The sequence below is a fragment of the Haloplanus sp. XH21 genome, from assembly GCF_023276355.1.
Lineage (GTDB): Archaea > Halobacteriota > Halobacteria > Halobacteriales > Haloferacaceae > Haloplanus > Haloplanus halobius.
Genome location: NZ_JALLPL010000003.1, coordinates 38449 through 59049, shown reverse-complemented (window position 1 = coordinate 59049; position 20601 = coordinate 38449). Strand labels below are relative to the sequence as shown.

General features: G+C 55.6%; 18 protein-coding genes and 1 pseudogene. 10 read left to right on the top strand and 9 right to left on the bottom strand.

Going from position 1 to position 20601, the window contains the following annotated elements:
• Nucleotides 1-76: 76 nt before the first annotated feature.
• From MXB53_RS15250 to MXB53_RS15235, 4 genes are all read right to left on the bottom strand, one after another.
• Nucleotides 77-1942, bottom strand: coding sequence for an MBL fold metallo-hydrolase (locus tag MXB53_RS15250; RefSeq protein ID WP_248898422.1), 1866 nt, complete (start codon nt 1940-1942; stop codon nt 77-79).
• On the bottom strand, nt 1939-2835 hold the full coding sequence (locus MXB53_RS15245; RefSeq protein ID WP_248898421.1) for a hypothetical protein: 897 nt from the start codon (nt 2833-2835) through the stop codon (nt 1939-1941). The genes MXB53_RS15250 and MXB53_RS15245 overlap by 4 nt, the downstream gene beginning before the upstream one ends.
• A 291-nt stretch (nt 2836-3126) precedes the next feature.
• Entirely contained in the window at nt 3127-3579 is a 453-nt protein-coding gene (locus MXB53_RS15240; protein WP_248898420.1) for a hypothetical protein, read from the bottom strand.
• Nucleotides 3580-3606: 27 nt separating this feature from the next.
• Nucleotides 3607-3882, bottom strand: coding sequence for a hypothetical protein (locus MXB53_RS15235; protein WP_248898419.1), 276 nt, complete (start codon nt 3880-3882; stop codon nt 3607-3609).
• A 381-nt stretch (nt 3883-4263) separates the two neighbouring features.
• On the opposite strand from MXB53_RS15235, the gene MXB53_RS15230 reads away from it, so the two are divergent.
• The gene (locus MXB53_RS15230; RefSeq protein WP_248898418.1) at nt 4264-4596 is read left to right on the top strand and encodes a winged helix-turn-helix domain-containing protein; all 333 of its coding nucleotides are present in this window, start codon (nt 4264-4266) and stop codon (nt 4594-4596) included.
• A 92-nt stretch (nt 4597-4688) separates the two neighbouring features.
• Here the strand turns inward: MXB53_RS15230 and MXB53_RS15225 are convergent, their stop codons facing one another.
• Nucleotides 4689-5549, bottom strand: a complete 861-nt coding sequence (locus MXB53_RS15225; protein ID WP_248898417.1) for a hypothetical protein — start codon at nt 5547-5549, stop codon at nt 4689-4691.
• A 539-nt stretch (nt 5550-6088) separates the two neighbouring features.
• On the opposite strand from MXB53_RS15225, the gene MXB53_RS15220 reads away from it, so the two are divergent.
• Entirely contained in the window at nt 6089-7036 is a 948-nt protein-coding gene (locus tag MXB53_RS15220) for a phage NrS-1 polymerase family protein (RefSeq protein ID WP_248898416.1), read from the top strand.
• 16 nt (nt 7037-7052) lie between these two features.
• Here MXB53_RS15220 and MXB53_RS15215 read toward each other — a convergent pair whose 3' ends face one another.
• Both MXB53_RS15215 and MXB53_RS15210 read right to left on the bottom strand, forming a co-directional pair.
• Nucleotides 7053-7454: a hypothetical protein gene (locus tag MXB53_RS15215; protein WP_248898415.1), complete on the bottom strand. Its 402-nt coding sequence runs from the start codon at nt 7452-7454 to the stop codon at nt 7053-7055.
• Nucleotides 7455-7868: 414 nt separating this feature from the next.
• Complete coding sequence (locus tag MXB53_RS15210; protein WP_248898414.1) at nt 7869-8837, bottom strand: hypothetical protein; 969 nt, start codon at nt 8835-8837, stop codon at nt 7869-7871.
• 204 nt (nt 8838-9041) lie between these two features.
• Here MXB53_RS15210 and MXB53_RS15205 point away from each other — a divergent pair, with 204 nt between their 5' ends.
• Nucleotides 9042-10190, top strand: a complete 1149-nt coding sequence (locus MXB53_RS15205) for a DUF7964 domain-containing protein (protein WP_248898413.1) — start codon at nt 9042-9044, stop codon at nt 10188-10190.
• A 45-nt stretch (nt 10191-10235) separates the two neighbouring features.
• On the opposite strand, the gene MXB53_RS15200 is transcribed toward MXB53_RS15205, so the two are convergent.
• Nucleotides 10236-10718 (bottom strand): hypothetical protein, encoded by a 483-nt coding sequence (locus MXB53_RS15200; RefSeq protein ID WP_248898412.1) that lies wholly within the window; start codon nt 10716-10718, stop codon nt 10236-10238.
• Between the two features lie 401 nt (nt 10719-11119).
• Between MXB53_RS15200 and MXB53_RS15195 the strand changes: the two genes are divergently transcribed.
• From MXB53_RS15195 to MXB53_RS15185, 3 genes are all read left to right on the top strand, one after another.
• Nucleotides 11120-11935: a uracil-DNA glycosylase family protein gene (locus MXB53_RS15195; protein ID WP_248898411.1), complete on the top strand. Its 816-nt coding sequence runs from the start codon at nt 11120-11122 to the stop codon at nt 11933-11935.
• A 758-nt stretch (nt 11936-12693) separates the two neighbouring features.
• Nucleotides 12694-13080: a RagB/SusD family nutrient uptake outer membrane protein gene (locus MXB53_RS15190; RefSeq protein WP_248898410.1), complete on the top strand. Its 387-nt coding sequence runs from the start codon at nt 12694-12696 to the stop codon at nt 13078-13080.
• A 5-nt stretch (nt 13081-13085) separates the two neighbouring features.
• Entirely contained in the window at nt 13086-13415 is a 330-nt protein-coding gene (locus MXB53_RS15185; protein ID WP_248898409.1) for a DUF8158 family protein, read from the top strand.
• Nucleotides 13416-13547: 132 nt separating this feature from the next.
• Here MXB53_RS15185 and MXB53_RS15180 read toward each other — a convergent pair whose 3' ends face one another.
• Nucleotides 13548-14363: a hypothetical protein gene (locus MXB53_RS15180; protein WP_248898408.1), complete on the bottom strand. Its 816-nt coding sequence runs from the start codon at nt 14361-14363 to the stop codon at nt 13548-13550.
• 375 nt (nt 14364-14738) lie between these two features.
• Between MXB53_RS15180 and MXB53_RS15175 the strand changes: the two are divergent.
• The 4 genes and pseudogenes from MXB53_RS15175 to MXB53_RS15160 all read left to right on the top strand — a co-directional run bounded on the left by MXB53_RS15175 (nt 14739) and on the right by MXB53_RS15160 (nt 20600).
• A pseudogene (locus MXB53_RS15175) lies at nt 14739-15638 on the top strand (SOSS complex subunit B family protein).
• 871 nt (nt 15639-16509) lie between these two features.
• Entirely contained in the window at nt 16510-19392 is a 2883-nt protein-coding gene (locus MXB53_RS15170; protein ID WP_248898407.1) for a bacterio-opsin activator domain-containing protein, read from the top strand.
• Between the two features lie 112 nt (nt 19393-19504).
• Nucleotides 19505-19648 carry a rubrerythrin-like domain-containing protein gene (locus MXB53_RS15165; protein WP_248898406.1) on the top strand — a complete coding sequence of 48 codons (144 nt, stop codon included), beginning with the start codon at nt 19505-19507 and terminating at the stop codon, nt 19646-19648.
• Between the two features lie 100 nt (nt 19649-19748).
• A complete protein-coding gene (locus MXB53_RS15160; protein WP_345779747.1) occupies nt 19749-20600 on the top strand; it encodes a sulfite exporter TauE/SafE family protein in 852 nt (283 codons plus the stop codon).
• The last annotated feature ends 1 nt before the right edge of the window (nt 20601 follow it).

Sequence of the window (20601 nt, the reverse complement as noted above, 5' to 3'; positions counted from 1 at the left end):
CTAGGAGATGAGGTAGCCACCATCGAGTCAGTATGATTCGAACTGGTGTCTTGGCTATGGAGACGCTCTGACTCGGTCAGTTGGATTGGTTCTCTTCAACTGCTTCACGGACGATCTCGTCCATCTCATCGCGGACAATTTGGCGGATGTCCTCCTCCGAAAATCCACTATCATGTCGTTCAACGGCGAGCTGACCACTCAACGTGCGCAGTGCTAATTCAAGAGCTTCGATCTGATCGCTGAATTCAGATAACGTCCCGTGGATTGCGTCTGACCCGAATTGGGCACTATCACCAACCTCGATGTCAGCACCACGCTCGTCTAGTATCCGTTTTGCAGGCCTGTCACCAACGATCTCTTCTTCGGGAAGGTCCGGTGTCACGGATACCGGATGCATCATTCCTGTCAGCTGGATCTCGGAAACTGAGTCTAGATTATCTACCAGGTGCTGCGCCATCTTCTCCTGCTGCTCCTGTTCACCGTGAATAAGGTACACCTGGGACGGTGAAACTTGGCGAGCGAATTGAAGCAACGTGTTTCGGGCTGCGTGGGCTGAGAGCCCATGATATCGACTTATCCAGCTTACAGGTACCTTCACACGGGTTCCATCGCCCTCATCTGGTATCCCTCCGTTAAGTCCGTTCGAGGGAAGAGTGACACCAACTCTCTCGAGATCTTCCTCTATAGCATCCTCCAATTGACGACCAGGTGTCCCCTCGGCTTGATATCCACAGAGAATTACGCGTGCATCATCGTATCGCTGGCAGAATTCGAGTAAGTAGGTCGGTGAAAATCCACCCGAGAGCATTCCAGATGGAGCAATAATGATCGGTGTCTCATCAGCTTCGAGCAATTCCTCGCGAGACATCGGCATTCGTCTAGCAGCCGACGCCTGATCGAAGAGGAACGGTTGTTGGTCACCCGAATTCACTATGTAGTTCCGGATCGATTCGGCTGCGAACTCGGCTCTACAGTGCTCGTTATACGTGTCTGTAGCGCTTTGCGCCATCCCATCGTAGACTACGTTGAGCTGCTTTCGGTCCTCTTCCGGAAGCGTGTGAATCCGGTTTTTGAACATATAGAGCAACTCTTGGGATCGCCCGACCCCGAAGCAGGGGATGAGGACTGGCTTCCCATCGGTAGCTGCGTCGACAGCCTCGTTGTAGATGTCCGTTCGGGTGTCAGTGGCACTGGTGTGCGAATGGGTGCCTCCGTATGTCGATTCAAGAAAGAGGGCGTCTGCCTGCGGAGGCTCATCGATTTCGGGAAGATGATTCGACCGGCCGCCAACATCTCCCGAGAAGACTACCCGTGAGCCGTCTACTGTTAGTGCTAACCAGGCACTACCCAGTAGGTGGGCCGCATTTCCAAATTCGAAATGGAGCGTTTCGGTATCCTCAATATGTGCGACGTGATCACTGAGGTCTGCCGCCTGGTATCCGCAGGGACGGAATCGGTCGATGACTTTCCTCAGATCGGTTTCCGAGTATTGTTGTTCTCTCCCTGGTTTTTGCGTCGCTCGTCGGTGAAGCTTCAGTGAATCTCGGAGTAATGTGTCTGCAAGCGCAGCTGTTGGCCTCGTTGTAATCACTGGTGCCTGATCAGAGAGGAAGTCGTGACTCTCCAACAGGGGGAGCGAGCCGACGTGGTCGATATGAGCATGGGTGAGAAAAACCGCGTCTATCTGTCCCTCATCGAGTCCCCTTAGATCAGGGAATAATCCCCCGTCACCTTGATTCAGTCCGACGTCGACGAGATACGTTCCATTACGCGTCTCAACCTGATAGCAACTCCGGCCGATCTCCTTTGCTCCCCCACGGGGGATAACCACGAACGGGGATTCGCTGTCAACCGAAATATCGAGATCGATCTCCCCACCGACTCGTGGGATGTACTCATTTTGCGACCCCTCGTCATCAGATTCTTGAACTGCTTCACTCATCGTGACAGTACTTCGTTTGCGTAAAATCGCTCACTCGTCTCAGTGCGTCCCTGTAGCTGAATGAACTTGAGGAGATCAGTCTCTGCGAGCTGTGGGAAAAATCGTTCAATTTCGGAGAGTACCGGATCAAGCGGCCGGTGACTCTCAGATGCCGCAGCAACTTGGTCCAGCATCCAGGCGTCAGGAGTTGCATCAAGTTTGTCTACCCGCTCAGCTTCACCCTCTGTGAAGTATTTGTGTCGTCCCGCTGGTTGCTGTGTCTCTCGACTTGACCGAGCCGGTTTAGCCGTTGCTTCAGTGATCTGGATGAGCTGTGGGGGAGATCGCGTTTCACCAGGCATTGCAGTATCGAGGGAATCCCGAACTTCGGTTGCAGAGAGACTCCCCTCACGACGGAAATACCCGAGGGTGATGTCCCCCTGGTCGCCGTACAATTCTGGTGTGGCGACGGTGTCACCTGTTTGTGGGTCGCTGGTAGTATACCGGGGGGCTATCTCGGCCACACAAAGGTCGGTGAATTGCAATCGATCTGGATCGACATGTGGTGAGTCCTCGATTTCATCTAACAGCTCAGAGAGCGAATCAACGAATTCGCGTGGCCGCCAGGCCGCTGCATTTCGTGGCGGCCGCTCTGCAGGATTATCGAAATAGACTGTAGATTGCGGGATGTATGCTCCCTGTGGAATTCGCACGTCTACAGGGTAATCTGGTGTCCTTAGCGACTCGTGTGCCCGGTCACCACTCGTCGATTTCTGGAGAGCAAATCGAATCATGATCGGGAAGACGGTATTTGGTAAGCGTTCTATCACCGTTCGTGGATCTGACTCATCCAAAATAACTGCCCCCCGGCTGCTTGTTTCTACAGAACCTGTCTCGGCTCCACTGTCGCTCATAAATCGGTCAAGGGTCCGAGATAAACTAAATGTCCGCATAGCAAGGTGAAAGTGGTCACACGATTTAGGGTAGCTCACCGGGATTCTCCGAGTTCTTGATGGCTCGCTGAGGGTCTTCCCCTAGAACAGCCCTTGCTTATTCTATATGAATACCTATTTGCTCACATTTAGGAATTCCTATAGTATTTCAATAGTAGCTAAACTGCTTGTACGGATGTCACTATTGTATGGTGAAGATTTTGGTGACGCTCTCCTCGATGCTACTGGAGTCAACGGTGGGCTTCGATGTCGTTAGGAGTGTGACTCGCCATCCGATGCATTAGGCGAACTCGAGTCCTTCCATTCGGAAACCCCTCCATCGTAGAAAGTATCGTCACTCGGGAGATCGCCCTCGATCTGGGGGATAATTAGAGTCTGGTCGATCGACTCTCGAAGGAGTTTCAGCCGCATCGCTTCTTCACGACCGAGAATTGCTTCGACGGTGTCGCCGTCGACACGACCGTCGTAATAGGCCCTGTTCAGGCGCTGGCGGAACTCCTCGTCGTCGGCGAGGGCGGCGAGTTTGTCCTCCAGAGCGTCAATCAGAAGGCGAGTCCGAGAGATCCCGAGGATTTCACCGACGCTATCAGCACGTTCGATGAGGAGCTTCGGGGCGTTGAAACCGACTCGGGTTCTCTCTTCAGTCATCAGGGTAGATGTAGAATCTGCATCTGCATAGTAGCCACGCTGACTAGTCAGCTGCATCTCCGTAAGCTCGATCTTGTCACCGTATCAGGTGAACCACGTGAACTTATCGTCATCGTCGTGCTGTTCGAGGAACTGCTTGGCGTCAGCGACGCTCGTAAGTTGAATCGTCCCCCGCCCCTTCTCCTGAAGCGGCCCAGTCGGATCGGTGACGAGATCGTCGATCGCGCCGTCGACGACGTCGCCGTCGAAACCCCCGCACCATCCCTTGATGGTGTCTTTCTGCTTGTGGTGAGACCCCACCACAGGCACCCGTACCATCTTCGCTACCACGGTCAGATGAACAGTTTTCCAGTCGCTCATACCTGTATCAACTCAGTGCTTTATCTAGAACGCGCACGCACATAAGTGTTTTGTTGAAACAACACTCTTCTATTTTCGGCAAACAGAGTTGAGTATCTGATATCTACTTCTGATGTTTCAAACAGACGATTTTGTATTTCTATACTCCAATATCTGGCTATTTTGCGAAACACTTATACCATCCAGCACACTACAGTACTGTGTAGACAAAGCCCGACTCACGAATACTGTTACACCAGTATTCGTGAGCTCAGATCAAACAACACCCAAGCTCGGATAGATTCACACCGGTAATCCCACCGGCCACCGCTAAACCCACCACCTGTATCAACTCGATGTCCGGGGGTGATGGTGTGTCTATCCGCATCCATATCCACACCCATGGCGACCAACCCAGACGTACAACCCGGGGGCGGATCGTTCGCAGAACAGACCGCGCTAACGGAACTCCTCGGAAATCATCCGAAAGTGAAGATCCTTGCTGTCCTCCTGAGCGAAGGCCGTGACATCAACGTCAGTCAGATCGCCGAGCAGGCTGGGATGAGTCGTAGCACCGTGTACGACCATATTGAGGATCTCCAGGCGCTGGAGGTCGTAGAACAGACTCGAAAGATCAGTGGGAGCCCGCTGTACCAGATCAACAAGGACAGCGATGTCGCTGAACAGCTACACAAGCTTGAGTGGACGCTGATCGATTCCGTTGCCAGTGAGTGAATGGTCGGACGAGTAGCTCAGCGGAGTGTTTCTCCCACACAGTGAGAGCCGTTTTCCTCAAATCCAACGACTACTTCGTAACACTGGGCCATTCAGCCCGGTAGTGATTCGTTCTCCTTCCGAGCTTTCGCTGTCCTCGTCAGCACCCACTTATTGGAAGTATTGCGCCAACCCATCGGCTCGTACTCACGCCGGCGACTTACTTCGTCACTCTCGATAATCGCTGAGACTACATCATCAAACCGCTCAATTCTCTCGATGTGGTCCGTAGGATTCGTGAGCGCATCCTCGATAGGCACGTCGACGTCTAGCGCAGCCGCGGCAACTGCGCGGAGCGTCGTCGGCACATCGTCTGTGTCCTCTTCATCGCTGGCTTCGCTCTCGTCGATGTCCTCCCCCTCAGCGTTCTCTGCATCTGTTTCAGGCTCACCACCATCAGCGACCGACGGCGTCTCGTCGTCACTGGCGTCTTCGGACTCCAGTGTCCGGCTTTCCTGCTCTTGGAGGTCCTCAAGGAAGCGTGAGACTTCTTCTTCGAGAAGTGGGATCATATCCCGGTTGCTCGGGTCGAAGAAGCCCTCGTTCTTCCGTTCGTGTAGGATCAGTTGTCCACTACCACGCGAAACCTCAGCGACAACGTCAATCTCTTCAAGATGGTCAAGGACTGTGTTGATCCCATATTCGAGCCGGTCGCCGAGGGTGTCCTTGAGAGTACTTGTAGGAGCGACGCGATCGTTGGTTTCGAAATACTCGTTCGCGTAGAGCCAGTTCGCGAGCGCGACTATGCTCTCGCTACTGGGCAGGTCCCCTTTCTCGTCGCGGATATACTGTTCGAGTCGGTCAGTGTCGTCGGAATCGCTGGTACTCATTGTGTAGTGTGGTGGGTTCTCGATCACTACGGGTGGCAGTTCCTCGGCGTGGGTCCGGGTTCTGTTCGAGAAGTAGGCGTCCACGGCACTCTGAGCGGGCTCTCACCGGACGACGTCGCATTCCCAACGGCCTACTCTAACAGAGGTACTGTCTGAACTTAATGGTTTTCCACCTTGTTCTCCGTGTTACTATTGTCTTATACGCAACAGGCATATCCTGAAACATCGAAATAAGTCCGAATAAGGGATTTTGCCCCGAGATTTCTGGATACAGATCTCTTAGAATCAAACGTATTGTATCAAGATATTGTAACGGTTGCTCTCGGATAATCAATTCAGTCAGCTCCTCGTCAGCTTTCCTAGCTCCGATTCACCCTCTGATTTCGGGGATATTCTGCGGATAAGGCGCTAAAACAGGATTTCACAATCGGAATTCTCTCCGCTAGTAGACGGGGTTATTCCGATTATGATCGAGTGTGAGACTTCACCGCCCCCAGAGAGTACAAGTTCCATGCGGTTCTGTCACTCACTAATGTCGCCCTCCAGGTATCGATCCTCTACAGAACTGTGGCATAGTTCGGACAAGAGGAGGCGTTCCGGCCACCATGAGGGAGGTCATACCGATGCTCAGTGAGCGCATCCCCGGCTGGGAGACCGTTCCCGAGGCGCTTCGCAAGCGCGAGCAGTGGATCTGTTGGCGAGCAGCTGATACTGACGACTCGGTAGACGGGATTTCACTCACACCGATCGATCCGACGACCGGCGAGTACGCAACCTTCGATGACGAAGATACGTGGAGTGGTTTTGAGGATGCATACGCCACGGCGACGGCGTCCGAACTCGATGTCGACGGACTCGCCTTCTATCCCACACACGATGGCCCATTTACTGCTGTCGAACTTTCCGCCTGTCGTGATCCTGAGACCGGCGCCCTTGATGACTGGGCCCGGACGGTGATCGAGACGCTTGATTCCTATACTGAAGCTGCATACGACGGTCAGAGCATTCGAATTATCGTTGCGGGGCAGCCACCGAGTTGGACCTCCGGCCCGATCGACATCTGTGATGCGGAGTTCTACATACCGGTTACGGGTGATCGGCTGTCGTCGACGCCGGCGACGGTCACCGAGCGAACGACGGAACTCCGGGGTGTCTACAAGGCGTGGAAAGGAGCTACTGACCCAGCCGAAGCTGCGGCCACGCTGTCTGCCGTCGATGTGCAGGAATTCGGTGGACTGCCATCAGAGCCCGGTGTCGACGTTGATTTGAGTGATACCGCAGTCATCGAACGGGCACAGTACGGGCCCGCTGGTGACGTCTTCCGGCGGTTATGGACTGGCAGTAGTGCGGGGTATGCGAATCAAACGGAGGCTGACGTCGCGTTCTGTAGCCAGCTCGCGTATTGGACCGGCGGTGATGGCGAGCAAATAGAACGGCTGGTTCGACAATCGGATCGAAATCGAGCTGAGTGGGTGAGTCTTGTTTCGGAGGGCACGCTGTATGATGAGCGAACTATCGAACAGGCACTCGAGCTGACCGACGATTACTACCACCCTCGAGACGCATTATAAAATACTGTTCCGTCGATTATTCTTCTTCCTGCGTCTCCTTTTGTTGCTCAACACACCATCGGTAGAGTTCCTCTTTCAGCTCTGTGGGCGTGTCGTCGAATATCATTCCTAATCGCCATCCAAGGTTATGCCACGAAAGGCCCTCTAGTGCTCTTGGGCCGAATTCTTCGCCATTTTCTGCTTTTGTCCAACCAGCCTTGAAGGATCCAAGTCGATCATTCCCAGGTTCAGGAAAGACTCGTTGGTCCTTATCCCAGTCGTGTTTTAGTCCATCAAGCCGATCGCCGCTGCTAGTCCCTTCTAACTCTCTAACACCTGCAACGAACAAGCCTGCCCACGTCCTACCTTGTTCATCTTTTATTTCTTTCATTTCTTTGTGCTGGTCATCATCAAGCTCGAAGCGTATCTCTCGCGCCATACCCATACATCTATTTCGAAACTATATGTGGGTTTTGGCTCACTTTCAGTTTTTCAGAATTTCGTCGAATGGGCCTGAAAGCTGTGTTAATGGGGCTTACTGCTCTATCTACTACTGTTGGAATGGTTCAAATCATTCCTACGTTCAAGCCCACCCCGAGAAATCTGTGTGTTCGAGCTGAATGTGTTCTAGTATTATGACTATTTCCGATGTAGAGGTCTGTAAATTCGTCATTCTCAGTAGTACGGTGTTTACGCAGGTGTTTCAGGTTGATTCTGTAGATTCAGCGCATTGAGCCGCCCTTGAATAGATGGTCCCCACCTGCGTAAATCTCCGCGATTATTAAGGGAAGTGAGAGTGGGTTATACTGCAAGAGAGGTGTCTAGGTGAGGTATGTTTGATTGGTGAGATATATCAGGAGTGAGTGGTGGTCGAAGGTTCCGCAAGGCGGGCGCGCATAGCATCGTCATAGAAGCGTTCGTAGAGGCCGGTGATCGTGTCGATCCGGTCGATGCCGGGACAGTGGTAATCGGCGTCGGTGTGGCTCTGGTCGAGGTAGCGGTTGCCGACCTGGAGGCTGTAGTTCTCCGGCGTGTCGAACGGTGCGTTTGCGATCTGGCAGTCGATGTCGCCGGCCTCGTGGAGGCGGTTCAGTGTCTTGAAAGCAGTTTCTCGGTTCTCGAAGATCCAGAGATGCTGTCCCTCCGGCTGTTCGGCGAAGGTGGCAAACTTCGACCGGGGCATCGCCCGGTCGTGGTGGTCAGTCAGCACCTCGGCTTCCCAGGTAGTTCCGTCGAGTGCGGTACTCCGAACGTCTGGCTGAGCCTGCCCCTGTTCGCCGGGATACAGCTCGACGGAGCGTCCCTGCTGGCGCCAGACCGCGGCGACGACGGCGACGCCGGTGCGGTGGAGGAGCGACTCGTCCCAGTCGCCGACGAGGCCGGTGTCGGCCTCGAGCTGGTGCTGTGGGAGGTCGTCGGCGTCGAACAGGCCGGCGAAGAGCGTGTCCATCGCGGTTCGCGCCCTCCGGGTCGGTGTCCACCGAACCTTACGCCGGAGGATGTACTGCTCCGTGAGCCACGGCTGTGACTCCTCGCTCTGGCCGTGGTGTCGGTCGTCGACGAGCGTCGGCGAGGTCGCGGGGGCCTGGAGATCGGTGAACGCAGCTTCGTATCGTTGCTCCCACTCCGCGTCGGAACAGCCGAGGAGCGTCTGGAGGTCCGGTGGACGGTGCCACCCGATGTGATAGCGCTGGTTGTCTCGCTCCAGCACGGCGCCGTTGTACCACTGCGCGATCGCCCAGAGAATATCGAGCGCTGGCGGGGACCAGTCCTCGAGGACGTCGTCAGCTCGGGTTTGTGCTTCAGGCGGTACGCGTGCCATTGGTCGTATTCTCGATTATGTTGTTCTAATGGTGCCGTGGCCTTGAAACTCCGTTCCAGCGCGACTCACATAGCGAACTCCGCTCACCACCAGAAAATTGTACGATGCCAGGCAATTCGATATACTATGGATGAATGTAGGCTCTGTGGAGAAACACGCGAGCTACAGAACAGCCACATCATCCCTCGATTTGTGATTCGGTGGATGAAGAAGTCTGGTCCGACGCCATTTCTCAGAAAAGCGGTTGATCCGAATACTCGGATTCAAGACCATCACGAAAAGCTACTCTGCGAAGATTGCGAACAGATATTCTCCGACTGGGAGGGCAAATTCGCCTCTCAAGTGTTCTACCCGCATATCCGTGGCGAGAAGGAGGAGTTCGAGTACGAAGAGTGGTTGTACAAGTTTGTTCTATCCGTGTCTTGGCGGCTTCTTGTCTCAGAAATGGCTGTCTGGCACGAAGAAGAGCATCCGCAGAATACGGTCGTCGAAGAGCGGTTGGAGACGTGGGAAGCGATTTTGCTGGGCGAGAAACCGATCTCGAAGGATCCCTCTCAGCACCACATCTTCTTTGCCGACGAGATCGACCTCGTCAAGTCGGATCCGGAGGCACCCGAGGGGTTTGAGGTGTACATACAGCGGAACCTCGACGGCACTAGTGTCTACGGTGACGATCAAACCCACGCCTATTTCAAATTCCCCAGAATCCTGTTTTTCTCGACGATTGTCTCTCAGGATCCGGGTGGATTCACAGGGACTCGTATCGACGACGAGGGGATTATCGAGCAACCGCAGGAACTGGGTGAGCTATGGGGGAGTTTCCTATACAGTCGGGCTGAGTTATTCGGACAGGTATCGATGTCTGAATCGGAACGCGAGAAGGTACAAGACCGTATTCTAGAGGACCCGGAGCGATTTTTCGAGTCGGACTATTTCGAAGCGCAACTCGCAGAGATGCGGCGTCAGTACGCCGAGCACGACCTCCTAGATTATTTGGATGAAGAGGAGTGTCCTGTTTGTTTCACAAATCACAGGATAGTCGATAGCTTGCCAAACCAGCCGTTGACGAAGTCCGCTGTTGAGAAACTAGACGAGCAGCTTCCGTTTGTCCGGGGAACGTTCCCGAATCCGGACGAGGTGGTGGATGAAATTCCGACGAACATCACGGACGTGTTGGTGATCTCAACAGAGGATTCTACACGTATTCTACAGTTCTACGTTGACCACGGCTGGATTGTCGGTGAAGAACGAGAACATCCTGAAGAAGTGGAACCAGAAGAATTCGGCCGAGCAGCTTGGGAGAAGTATTCCGAGGACTTCCACAGGCAAATGCGGCAACGATTCGGCCGTTAGATGCGGCGTTATTGTCGACACTGTACATAGGTGATTTTGGAGCTGTTATGGTACGAAAACGTCCTCGAAGACTCCCTCAAACTCGCCCGGCCCAAGTGTCGGTGACGAGATCAGCCAAGAATCGTCCCCAGTCTTGCTGTCCTGGCGACGGCGTTGAACTTTGAGATACGGGGTTCCAGTGTCGTCATTCCATTTCATCCGGAACTGTTTGCGAAGACTGTCCTCGTGACCGACCTCAGCGATAACATCGTCACCGTGTGTCTCGAGCCAGCCACGAAGCGGTTCGAAGTCCGGCGCAGCAAAGGGATCGTCAACCTCAGATTTGATTTGCTCAATCATTGCCCGGAGTTCTGCCGGTGTGAATCGGACGGCTGGTGGGTTTCGGGTCTCATCTTTGAATTTGGATCGGAATTCGTAGCCGACTTCCGCTTTTGCATAGTCTTGAACTGGCTCGACGGTATTGCCATCCACGATATTGAGTTGGGTAATCCCGTTCCGCCAATCGCCTCGACCGAGTTCCCCGTACATGTCGGACTGCAACGAAGTCGCATCTGTTAAATAAAGATACCGGTAGAATAGGCCTATTCAGGTCACCTTCACGGGCTTGGTCGAGCCTGTGAGTTGTTTTTGTCCAGCGTACAGGAAGGTGATCTCGGATTATCGGAGTTAGTCAAAGCTCCGGAAACGATGGAGGGGCTTCCTCTGATTAACCAACACCCCCCGATCCGACCCGTTCTGTTGGTTATCGTCGCGATACGATCTACTCTCGTAATTGCTATAGTAATCTCTATAAAATATCCTATAGCTATTCCTCTATAGAACTCAGTGGGCTGTGGGTAGTGACGGTTTCCGACCGCTTGTCGCCGTCGTATTTTGTATCGCCCACGCCCAAAGTCTCAATTGGAGGGCACGAGATCATTCATCCACAAATGGACGAGACGACGGCTCGCGATCTTCTTTCTCTGATTGACCAACCACCGCAGCCCGGGTTACAAACGTTACAGGAGTCAGCCATCGACGATATCGAGTCGGTCCTGTCACAGGCAGGCTTCCCCGTTCAAGCAGAGGTTTGCAGGCGTCTCTCGTACACATTCTACTACGACTGGGAAACTGACGATCCGGATTACGTGTTGCTGGTCCAGGATCCGGGGAACCTCCACGAGCGACATCTCTCGGAGTTGCGGCCCCACAATCCGCTTGCAGGCGACTGTGCTGCCCGCGATCAGATTGGTGTCTACCGGGCGTTCGGACAGAGCTGGCTGACCGGTCGCAACGCCGATTTCACCGAACGATTCTTCGAGACGCTTGCGCACCACGATCTCATCTCGCTCCCTAATGGCTGGCACCAGTACGTCGCCTCTGGGCAGTTCTACCACGACTTCTACCTCGGAGACGTAGTGAAATACCGTGTCGACGGGTTTGGAACGAGCGAGGAACGTGTATCGTATCACGCACTGCTCGAGCGGGAACTCCAAGCGCTCGATCCCGAGGTGGTGTTCACCTTTGGTGGCAACGCGTGGCCGGCACTTCGCCGGCACACGTCACCGGAACCCGTTGTAGAGACGGATGCCGATCCAGCTAGTGTGATGGACATTCACGGCACGCTGCATCGGATCAGTGACCCCGTCGATACCTACGTGCTTCCCTTAGCGCATATGAGTGGGCAAGTCTGGTGGCGGTTCCCACCCGACGAATACATCGGCCGGCTCAGTACTGCACTCCAGGTCCTCCAGCAGCACAGATAGTATCCTTCCTGCTTCTGTGTCGATGCTTCCTCGTAATTTCTTGGAGTCACTGGAAACGATCTGCTCGGATGGTCGATGAAACGAAAGCTTCGGAAACAGTGGAGGGGGTAATCATTAACCAACAAGCTCTCCTTTCGATTCGGATTGTTGGTTAACACTCCGAATATGTCCACTGTCGAGCACGGGCTGTGAACGGGCCGACCTCTCAGGATATCGAGAGAATTGGCTGTAGTACTGTCGATCTTGTATTGAAACCCAGTCGGGCAATTTTGAGTGGGTTAAGCGTCCCGAATTCGCTGGAATCGGGATTTCTTTCGCCATCTCCCGGGAGAGCGCGGTCATCCAGCGAGGCGTTCTTGACACAGGGCCAGTCGTATTCCTCATTGGTACTCTCCGAATTCCCCCCGCTTACCCCGTGGTCGAGCAATTTTAGCGAAATAGTGGTGAACCGACAGCTCGTCGAGACATTTTCTACCGCCTCAAATTGGCCCGACGGGGTTCTTCTGCGATTTGAGACCGTTATTCCGGTTTGCATATCGCGGTTTTCGTCCAAAGAAAGAGGCGATATGCAATGTGCGAAGGCCGCCGGCTCTCTCAGGCCGAGGGGCCATCTCTGGGGTCCTGATCTCCGAAATGTATCAGTTTGAGAGCACAGTCTCGTCTCCTGGGTCACCGGGGCGATCGTCCTCCCAACTGCCTGGGGTATCGGGATCGGGTCCTCGACAGCTCTGTCTGTGAGTCCATCTCATGGGCCCCTGATGTTGATGACCGCGGCGCGCATCCTGTCGGATATGGACTGTCCTGCGTGCGGTGGCCCGGTCACGCTCGAGGTCGGGCCGGACCGACCGCCGTCGACGTCACTGTCCGACGCGGTTCTCGAAGCTGCTGAAGACGAGCGTCTCGACGTCGTCCGGACGTGCTGGGACTGTGGGTGGCAAGAGGAGCGCCGGCTCCGCGTGGAGGCAATCGAGACGACCGCCGGCGATGCAGACGCAATCGAGCGAGCCCGCCTTCTGGAAGAGATTACCGATGAACTCGAAGCCATCGAGGCTCTCGGGACGCTGGAGGACACGCTCGCAGAGATTCGTCGACAGCGACGGCTGGAGCTAGCGGCGGAAGACACGAACGAGGACGTGACGGAGTAAGTATGATGACCGACGCTGAGCCCCTCTATGACGTTCGTGAGCGCACCGGGAACCCCGAGCATCCATCGGTTGATGACGTCATCGACCTCGTCTTCGAGCGGGCGGAGAACCCACGAGTGGACCATCAAGACGCCCACCTGGACGAAGCGATGGCGACTGTCGTCGACAGATATGGTTCGGAGACTATTCGGACCGTTATCCATCGGATTCTCGTTGAGGAGTATCCGTTTCGAACTGCGACGGCGGACCTTGACGTCGACAACGTCGACTGCGTCCGAATCGGGACGGCGGCCGGCCAATTCCTTGCAGGGCTAAATGCGCGACAGGACGATTGAGATTGATTCCTGCCGCAGCGTCCGGGGGATGCTTCTGACAGTGCCGACGGGAGCGGTGGTTGTTAGCAAATCCTGTAGTGATTCCTATAGCCCCGAATACGGCCATTCACCGCGATATACCCTGTCTTCGTCCTACAGCAGGTATGGGACATAGGGACCGAAGGCGATGAGCAGCCCACTTAGTACGTGGGGCCACTCGTTCGACAGTTTCCAATTCTCGATCAGCAGATGCAGGTACCACATACCGACCACGAGCAGGAGGCCGGTCGTCTGGACAACGACGAACGGGAAGGGCTCCACTAGCTGGGGAATGACGACGTCAATCAGGAGGCCAGCGCCGACACCGACGCTGAGAATGATCAGGAGTGCCCGTTCCTTGCTTTGGAGTGTCTGCCGGCTTCGAAACGAGATGTCGCTCGTACTGTAGGCGAAGTGCGTAATCATCCCGGCGGCAACCCCCTTCAGTGCCATCACCAGCAACTGTCGTAGCTGCGTGAATCCGTCAAGCGACGCCAGAAGTTGGTCCAGGGCCCGGACATCGACGAGCGCAACGATGACGACGATGGAGCCAATCCCGAGCGGCCAGACGTGTTCGGGGTCAATGTACTCACTGTCCGCAGCCCACGACATAATCGCATCATACAGGCCAGACATTCGGGTGCCGATAGCCAGCCCGCAATTGTAAAGCATCATCGTCGAAAGCCCTCGGCCGCTCGACGCCCCGCGACCCACGCTGCGCGCCTCGTCGGAATCGGTGCTTGCGGGGTCGAGCGACGGTCGAGGCGGTCTCGCCCTTTCTGAGTCCGCCAGGTAGTGGCCTGGTTCTCCATCGACGATATCGGCTGTCCGGTGTGTCTCGAACGGCTCGCGCCGCTCGCGCCGCTCGCCGCTGCCGCCCTCCGCGTCGCTCGCGACCGACCATTCCGGGCATGCGGGCGCTCTCCGCACCGCCCGCGCCCGTTCCGGGCTAAAGTGAATGTGCCCTCGACGCCAGCGGGAAAGCGCGGGGGGTTGCGCGGCGTGGCTGCTCACCCCCCACGCTTTCTCCGCTGGTCGCTCGCTCTGGGCGGGTCGCTGGAAGACTCACTCCGTTCGTCTTCCAAGCCCTGCCTCGCTGCGCTCGGCAGGACGGCGCGCGGTGCTGGATGGGGCCACCACATGCAGGCGCGCTCTCGCTCGCGCCCGGGAGGGCGCTCGCGAAGGCGCGAGCGAGAGCGCGCAGATGGTTCTGTCGGTCGTTGTCGTCGGAAAACCGCGATGTGGTAGCATCGCGGTGTCGGCGCGTGAGCGCCTTCGTCGGAAATCACCTTGTGAGTGATTCCAATGTCTAGTACCAACTCGAGTCGCAAGGTCGTTACGGTGGATGAACAGGCATTCGAGAAAGCGGGCGGTCAGGCGGTCGATGAAGACGGCTTCCCGGTTGTCGACGAGACGGCGGAGTTCGAGGCGACAGTTGAGCAGGAAATACAGGCGAAGGTGGATGCCAACCACCCGGACGGAATCGCAGACACGAGCGAGAACCGGATTCACGGTGTCACTCTCGAACAGGAGGAGCGCATTCGGGCGCGGGAAGCCGAACTGGAGCGTATCAGTGCCCAGGCCGAACTGGGAACGCAGGAGGGTAGGGAAAAGCGGTCGCGAACGATGGCCGTGAAGTGAAGTGCGAATCGGCGTGCAGAGTTTCAGAAACGGGCTGCGAGTGCGAATCCGATGATGGCAGACCCGGAGCGGGCGGATCCCCGAGCGGGGCTCGACCAAGACGAGTTGGCAGCGGTGAACAAACACGCGAAGCGCTTAGCGGCGCAGTTGGACGGCTGGTCGCGAGCAATGATCGGGCGACGATTGGGCGAAGCCGTGGCCAGTGGGAAGAGCCTGATGGCGGCAGTTGTCGGGACGTTCGAAGCGTTGCAGACGGCGCCTGGGCGGATCGTTCCAATCGAGAAACTTGAAGACGTCGACCGCAAGGAAGTGAGCATCGAAGGGCGTGTCGAAACGTTATGGGATCCCTCGCATCCGAGTATCGCCCAAGTGGGGCTCATCGCGGACGACAGTGGAAAAACGCGCGTGACGATCTGGGAGGCATCGGACGCACCGTGGATTAAGGAAGGGGAGCGGATTCGCATTCACAAGGCGGCTCGGAACTGGTACGAGGGGCGTGTCTCCCTAGCCGTGACCGGGTGGACGACAATCCACTTCCCAGAGCGCGGTCGGTGGTGGGAATAGCCAGTCGCCGCAGCCTTCTTTTTTGCTACGTGCCGGACCGACCCAGACCCCGCCGCCCCACCCTCCGCTCCGTGCTCGCTCCTACGTCGCTGCGCGCGCAGCCACAACCTCAAGAACTTCTCTGTTATTCTGTTGGAGACCGGAGAATCAGTGTGCAACTCGAGAGTGTCTACCTATTCCTTGAAGGATTCGTCAACTCACGATTCGACGTGCTTCGAAGAAGTGATCGAGAGCCGTATCAGTTACAGTCTGTCTCTGTTGTTCAGGGACAGACTCATCACAGACACTGAGGAGTTTCGATACGCCTTCACGACGAAGGCTCAACACTGCCGCATATTGTTCAAGCGAGAACCCGGCGTTGTACAACCGGTAGGAGAATTCCGTTCGTGGAATCCCTGTAGATAGTGACTCACGGGCTTCAGTTAATGTAGAGCGTGCTGCGTCAAATTGGGACTGTTCGTGGGCTCGTATGCCTGCTTCGATTGTTGTCGACGTATCAAGATAGGCAGCCAATCCTGTCGAAACGAGACTCGCTCCAATGACGATCCCCCATACCGACTGAGTCTTCTGTTTCGGGTCGTTGCTTCTGGAGTCTTCGGAGTGGGTGTAGTAGGTCGGGTAGGCATTACTCGAGAGTGTGGTCGGAATGTGGCCCGCAGAGATCGGGTGAGACGAGTCCCGATGAGCGTATCTCCAGGTTACGTGTCGCTCCTCATACCTTCAGGGGTTAGATAAAAAACTTCTTTATCAGATGGGAGTTTGATAGTAAATAAGACATGTACATTCATTCTGAGCAACTCCATCTGCAAAGCAGGACTCAAGCGCAAATCAGTATCGAGGATGAGAGCAGTTTTCTCTCTCTGTTCGACTAATGACCGCCTCCACGATAGTCCTCGATTCATCGGTAGTGTTGCTGGTCGGGGCAAGTGACTGGATCATACAACTCGACGAGACGCTCCAGACACGGACTGATGCGACTGTAAACCGGGTTCAAACGAAGGCAAAGGCAATCGATGTCGTCCGGAACCAAGATACGGATTGTCTCATCACCGAATACGCGCTGGAAGAGACAGTTGGACTCGAACTGCTTAGAGAGATCCGTAACGAGACTACGACGCTTCCAGTACTACTAGGTACTTCGGACGGGAGCGAAGCAATCGCTAGCGAGGCTATCGAGGCTGGTGTCACTGATTACATCGCGCTCACGGAGTCAGTCGAACAGATGACCGACGAACTCATTAAACGAACTGAGCGAGCCGTCCGGTCCGCACAGCGCTCAACCACGCAACGGGAGCGTGCCAGACAATTCGACGCAATATTCAATGATTCACGGACTGCGACGTGGGTACTTGACCCGGACGGTTCACTCGCCCGGGTGAACGAAACAGCACGAGAGATGATCGATACAGACATCGAAGCAATTGTCGGTAACCCCTTCTGGACGCTTCCGTGGTGGTCACAAACTGATGCAGCGAACGCCGACATCCAACAGATTGTGGAGAATGCACGGGATGGAGAGTTCGATAATGTGGTCGTCAAACAGCCGCCACACGTTGAGGATCCACGTGTTATCGACCTCTCCGTGCGTCCAGTTGAGAACGAACGCGGGGAGCTCGTCTCGATCGTCGTTGAAGGCGTCGATATAACCGATCGTGTCGCCCTCGAACGCGATCTCCGTAAATCAGAGGAACTTCATCGAATCACCCTTAACAATATGACCGATACCGTCCTCATCACAGACGAGGACGGTGAGTACACGTACGTCTGTCCGAACGTCCACTTCATATTCGGCTACACGGCTGACGAAATTCACGATCAAGGGACGATCGACGACCTTCTGGGAGAGGATCTCTTCGACCGTGACGAACTCGCGGAAGACGGTGTGCTCAAGAACATTGAAACTACGGCAACGGACAAGGCTGGTCGCGAACACACGCTTTTGGTTAACGTTCGCGAAGTCTCGATTCAGGACGGGAAACACCTCTTCAGCTGCCGGGATATCACGAAACGCAAACAACGCGAGGAAGCGCTCGCCACCCTCCAGGAGACCGCCCGAGACTTCCTATACGCCGAAACGCACCGAGAAATCGCCCAGCACGTCGTCGACGACACACCGGGTGTCCTCAATCTGGATGCGAGTGCAGTCTATCTCTTCGATGCCGATGCCAACGAACTTCGGCCCGCAGGACACTCCGCGACGATGAAAGAGCTCAACGGACCGCTTCCCGCCGTTCGCGCCGACGGCGAAACGCTTCCGAGTTATAGTTTCGTTGAGGACGAGGCGCTATTTTTCGACGATGTTCACGAAGCAGACCGACTCGAAAACCGAGCGACTGATCTTCGTAGTGCAGCCTACATTCCCCTCGGCAGCCACGGTGTGTTCGTCGCTGGCTCAGACCACGTTGGCGACTTCGACAACGTGACTCGGGAACTAGCAGATCTTCTCGCCGCAACCGCCGAGGCAGCCCTCGACCGCGTCACACGAGAGTCTCAACTCCGCGAACAGGACCGAACACTCCAACGGAAAAACGAACAGCTCACCGCTCTAAACCGCATAAATGAGACGATTCGAGAGATCGATCAGGCGATCGTGCAAGCCGAAACACAAGAGGAGATTGATCATACGGTCTGTGAGCTATTGACCGCCGATGATCGATTCAGATTCGCTTGGATAGGTACGGTTAACCCGGCGACCGACACCATTGAGCTACGGGCCTGGGCAGGCTTCGAACAGGGCTATCTGGATAGCCAATCGTTTGCAGTCAACGGGGCAAATGGAGAGCCAGCCGCACAAACCGCGACCACTGGCGACGTGACGATGGTAACAAACGTCGCTGCCGGTCTCCGTGACGACCAGTGGCGTAAAGACGCACTCGCTCGCGACTACCTCTCTGTACTGAGCATTCCCCTCATATACAATGACCTCACACACGGGGTACTGACGGTCTACGCACCGACTCGGGACGCGTTCGACGACACGACGAACGCCGTTCTAGCCGAACTCGGCGAAACCATCGCCTCTGCCCTCAGTGCGATCGAACGAAAGAATGCACTCCTCACGACATCGATGACGCGTGTCGAGTTCGCAATCGATGATCCGACATTCGTCCTCTCACGGCTCGCGCAGGACGCAGGGTGCACTCTCTCGTACCAGGGTGGAGTCCAGCAATCTACGGAAGGAAGTTACGTGTTCGTCACCGTCGAAGGCGTATCTCTAGAGGACGTCGTAGAAGCCGCCTCGCAGCTTGTTGCTATCGATGAGGTCCAGACGATCAGTGCCGAGGATGTGGGCGGCGTTCTGCGACTCCGGCTCACGCAGCCGTTTCTCGCCTTGGAGCTGGCCGATCATGGTGCTGTGTTCCGCGAAGCCACCGCTGATCCGACCACGACGACGCTCGTTATCGATATCCCAGACAGTATCGACGTCCGGACGATCTCACAGCTCGTCCGCGAGACAGTCTCCACTGTTGAACTCCGCGCCAAACAGACGCTCGATCAGACGGCGACACACGACCTCTATACGAGATTCCTCGACAAGCTAACCGAGCGACAGCTTGAGGTGATTCAAACCGCATACTACAGCGGGTACTTCGAGTCACCACGCGAGAGCACCGGTGAAGACGTTGCAGCAACATTGGGGATTTCTCCACCGGCCTTCTATACGCACGCTCGGACCGTCCAGCGCAAACTGTTCGCGACGCTCTTCGAAGAGAACAGTCATCCCATCGCTGCTTCCACTAAAACAGCTAGATAACAAACAGCGAATTTTCGAGAGCGTTCGGTGATCAACACCCAAATATTCCCGTATACACTTATTATTCGTATCCAGAGTGCCCGGTCTGCATGCTGGCACTCGTGAACTCACAATGAAAGATATCGCCCCTGAACCAGACAAAGAAGACATATACGAGTGCTTCGAGTGTGGAAAGGTCATTATCGCAGAAACCAGCCCCGGCCAATGTCCCGACTGTAGTGGGCCGATACGAAACCGAGGTATACCGCTCGAATAACTGTGGCGTCGAAATCCGAGAGTACTTGCGACGAGTCAGGCGACGAGGTAGCCGGTTCCGCTAAAACCCACTACACAGGACAATTTGTACACTCTAATCTATGCTGGCTCTGCCAGCCTCGAGTATGAGATCGGCAGTCCTAGTACAACTGAGTGAGATTGGTGTCACAAGCGGCTACGGACTGGTAGTGTTTTTCCTGATTGGCCTCTTCGGCGGTGCACACTGTATTGGAATGTGCGGTCCGCTCGTTACAACCTACGCCGAGAGAATGGAAACCGATGACCGCTGGTCGGGCGCACTCACCCTCTATGAAGTGCGTCAGCACACGCTGTTCAACCTCGGCCGGACGATGAGCTACGCTCTTATCGGAGCTGTCTTCGGGACTGCCGGCGCGCTGCTCTACGGAACCATCGGGCTCGCCGGAATTCTCGGGCCAGTCCAGGGTATCGTCGGCATCTGCATCGGCGTGGCAATCCTCGGTATGGGATTTACACGGTTAGCCGGCTATCAACAAGGAGCCGTTGAAGGTGTGATTGCCGGTACTGGCATCGGATCCGTATTCGCGCGAACCTACACAGTCATCTCAACGCGGATCGACCGCTGGGTCAACGGCGTCGGTATCGTTGGTCTCGGCGCGCTTCATGGACTGTTGCCGTGTATGCTTCTCTATCCCGCATTCCTGTACGCATTCGCACAGGGCTCGCCTGTATATGGCCTCCTCTCGCTCGGCGCGCTCGGGCTTGGGACGATCCCCAGCGTGTTCCTCTACGGAACGGTAATCCAGTCCGTGAGCGCCCGCCAGCGACAGGTGGTCCACTATGGAATCGGTGTGTTGTTCATCGGGCTCGGATACGTCCTGTTAGCGATGGGACTCATGCGGTTTGGCGTCATGCTCCCGTTGCCCGACATTCCGTACTATCAACCGATCGCCGAATCGGAGGCGGTTGCGTAAC

Bases quoted from the DNA above. Each gene is read 5' to 3' on its own strand.
- MXB53_RS15210 (WP_248898414.1), bottom strand. From the start codon at position 8,837: ATGGCACGCGTACCGCCTGAAGCACAAACCCGAGCTGACGACGTCCTC.
- MXB53_RS15200 (WP_248898412.1), bottom strand. From the start codon at position 10,718: ATGTACGGGGAACTCGGTCGAGGCGATTGGCGGAACGGGATTACCCAA.
- MXB53_RS15230 (WP_248898418.1), top strand. From the start codon at position 4,264: ATGGCGACCAACCCAGACGTACAACCCGGGGGCGGATCGTTCGCAGAA.
- MXB53_RS15240 (WP_248898420.1), bottom strand. From the start codon at position 3,579: ATGCAGCTGACTAGTCAGCGTGGCTACTATGCAGATGCAGATTCTACA.
- MXB53_RS15195 (WP_248898411.1), top strand. From the start codon at position 11,120: ATGGACGAGACGACGGCTCGCGATCTTCTTTCTCTGATTGACCAACCA.
- MXB53_RS15220 (WP_248898416.1), top strand. From the start codon at position 6,089: ATGCTCAGTGAGCGCATCCCCGGCTGGGAGACCGTTCCCGAGGCGCTT.
- MXB53_RS15245 (WP_248898421.1), bottom strand. From the start codon at position 2,835: ATGAGCGACAGTGGAGCCGAGACAGGTTCTGTAGAAACAAGCAGCCGG.
- MXB53_RS15190 (WP_248898410.1), top strand. From the start codon at position 12,694: ATGTTGATGACCGCGGCGCGCATCCTGTCGGATATGGACTGTCCTGCG.
- MXB53_RS15165 (WP_248898406.1), top strand. From the start codon at position 19,505: ATGAAAGATATCGCCCCTGAACCAGACAAAGAAGACATATACGAGTGC.
- MXB53_RS15205 (WP_248898413.1), top strand. From the start codon at position 9,042: ATGAAGAAGTCTGGTCCGACGCCATTTCTCAGAAAAGCGGTTGATCCG.
- MXB53_RS15170 (WP_248898407.1), top strand. From the start codon at position 16,510: ATGACCGCCTCCACGATAGTCCTCGATTCATCGGTAGTGTTGCTGGTC.
- MXB53_RS15250 (WP_248898422.1), bottom strand. From the start codon at position 1,942: ATGAGTGAAGCAGTTCAAGAATCTGATGACGAGGGGTCGCAAAATGAG.
- MXB53_RS15185 (WP_248898409.1), top strand. From the start codon at position 13,086: ATGACCGACGCTGAGCCCCTCTATGACGTTCGTGAGCGCACCGGGAAC.
- MXB53_RS15235 (WP_248898419.1), bottom strand. From the start codon at position 3,882: ATGAGCGACTGGAAAACTGTTCATCTGACCGTGGTAGCGAAGATGGTA.
- MXB53_RS15215 (WP_248898415.1), bottom strand. From the start codon at position 7,454: ATGGCGCGAGAGATACGCTTCGAGCTTGATGATGACCAGCACAAAGAA.
- MXB53_RS15160 (WP_345779747.1), top strand. From the start codon at position 19,749: ATGCTGGCTCTGCCAGCCTCGAGTATGAGATCGGCAGTCCTAGTACAA.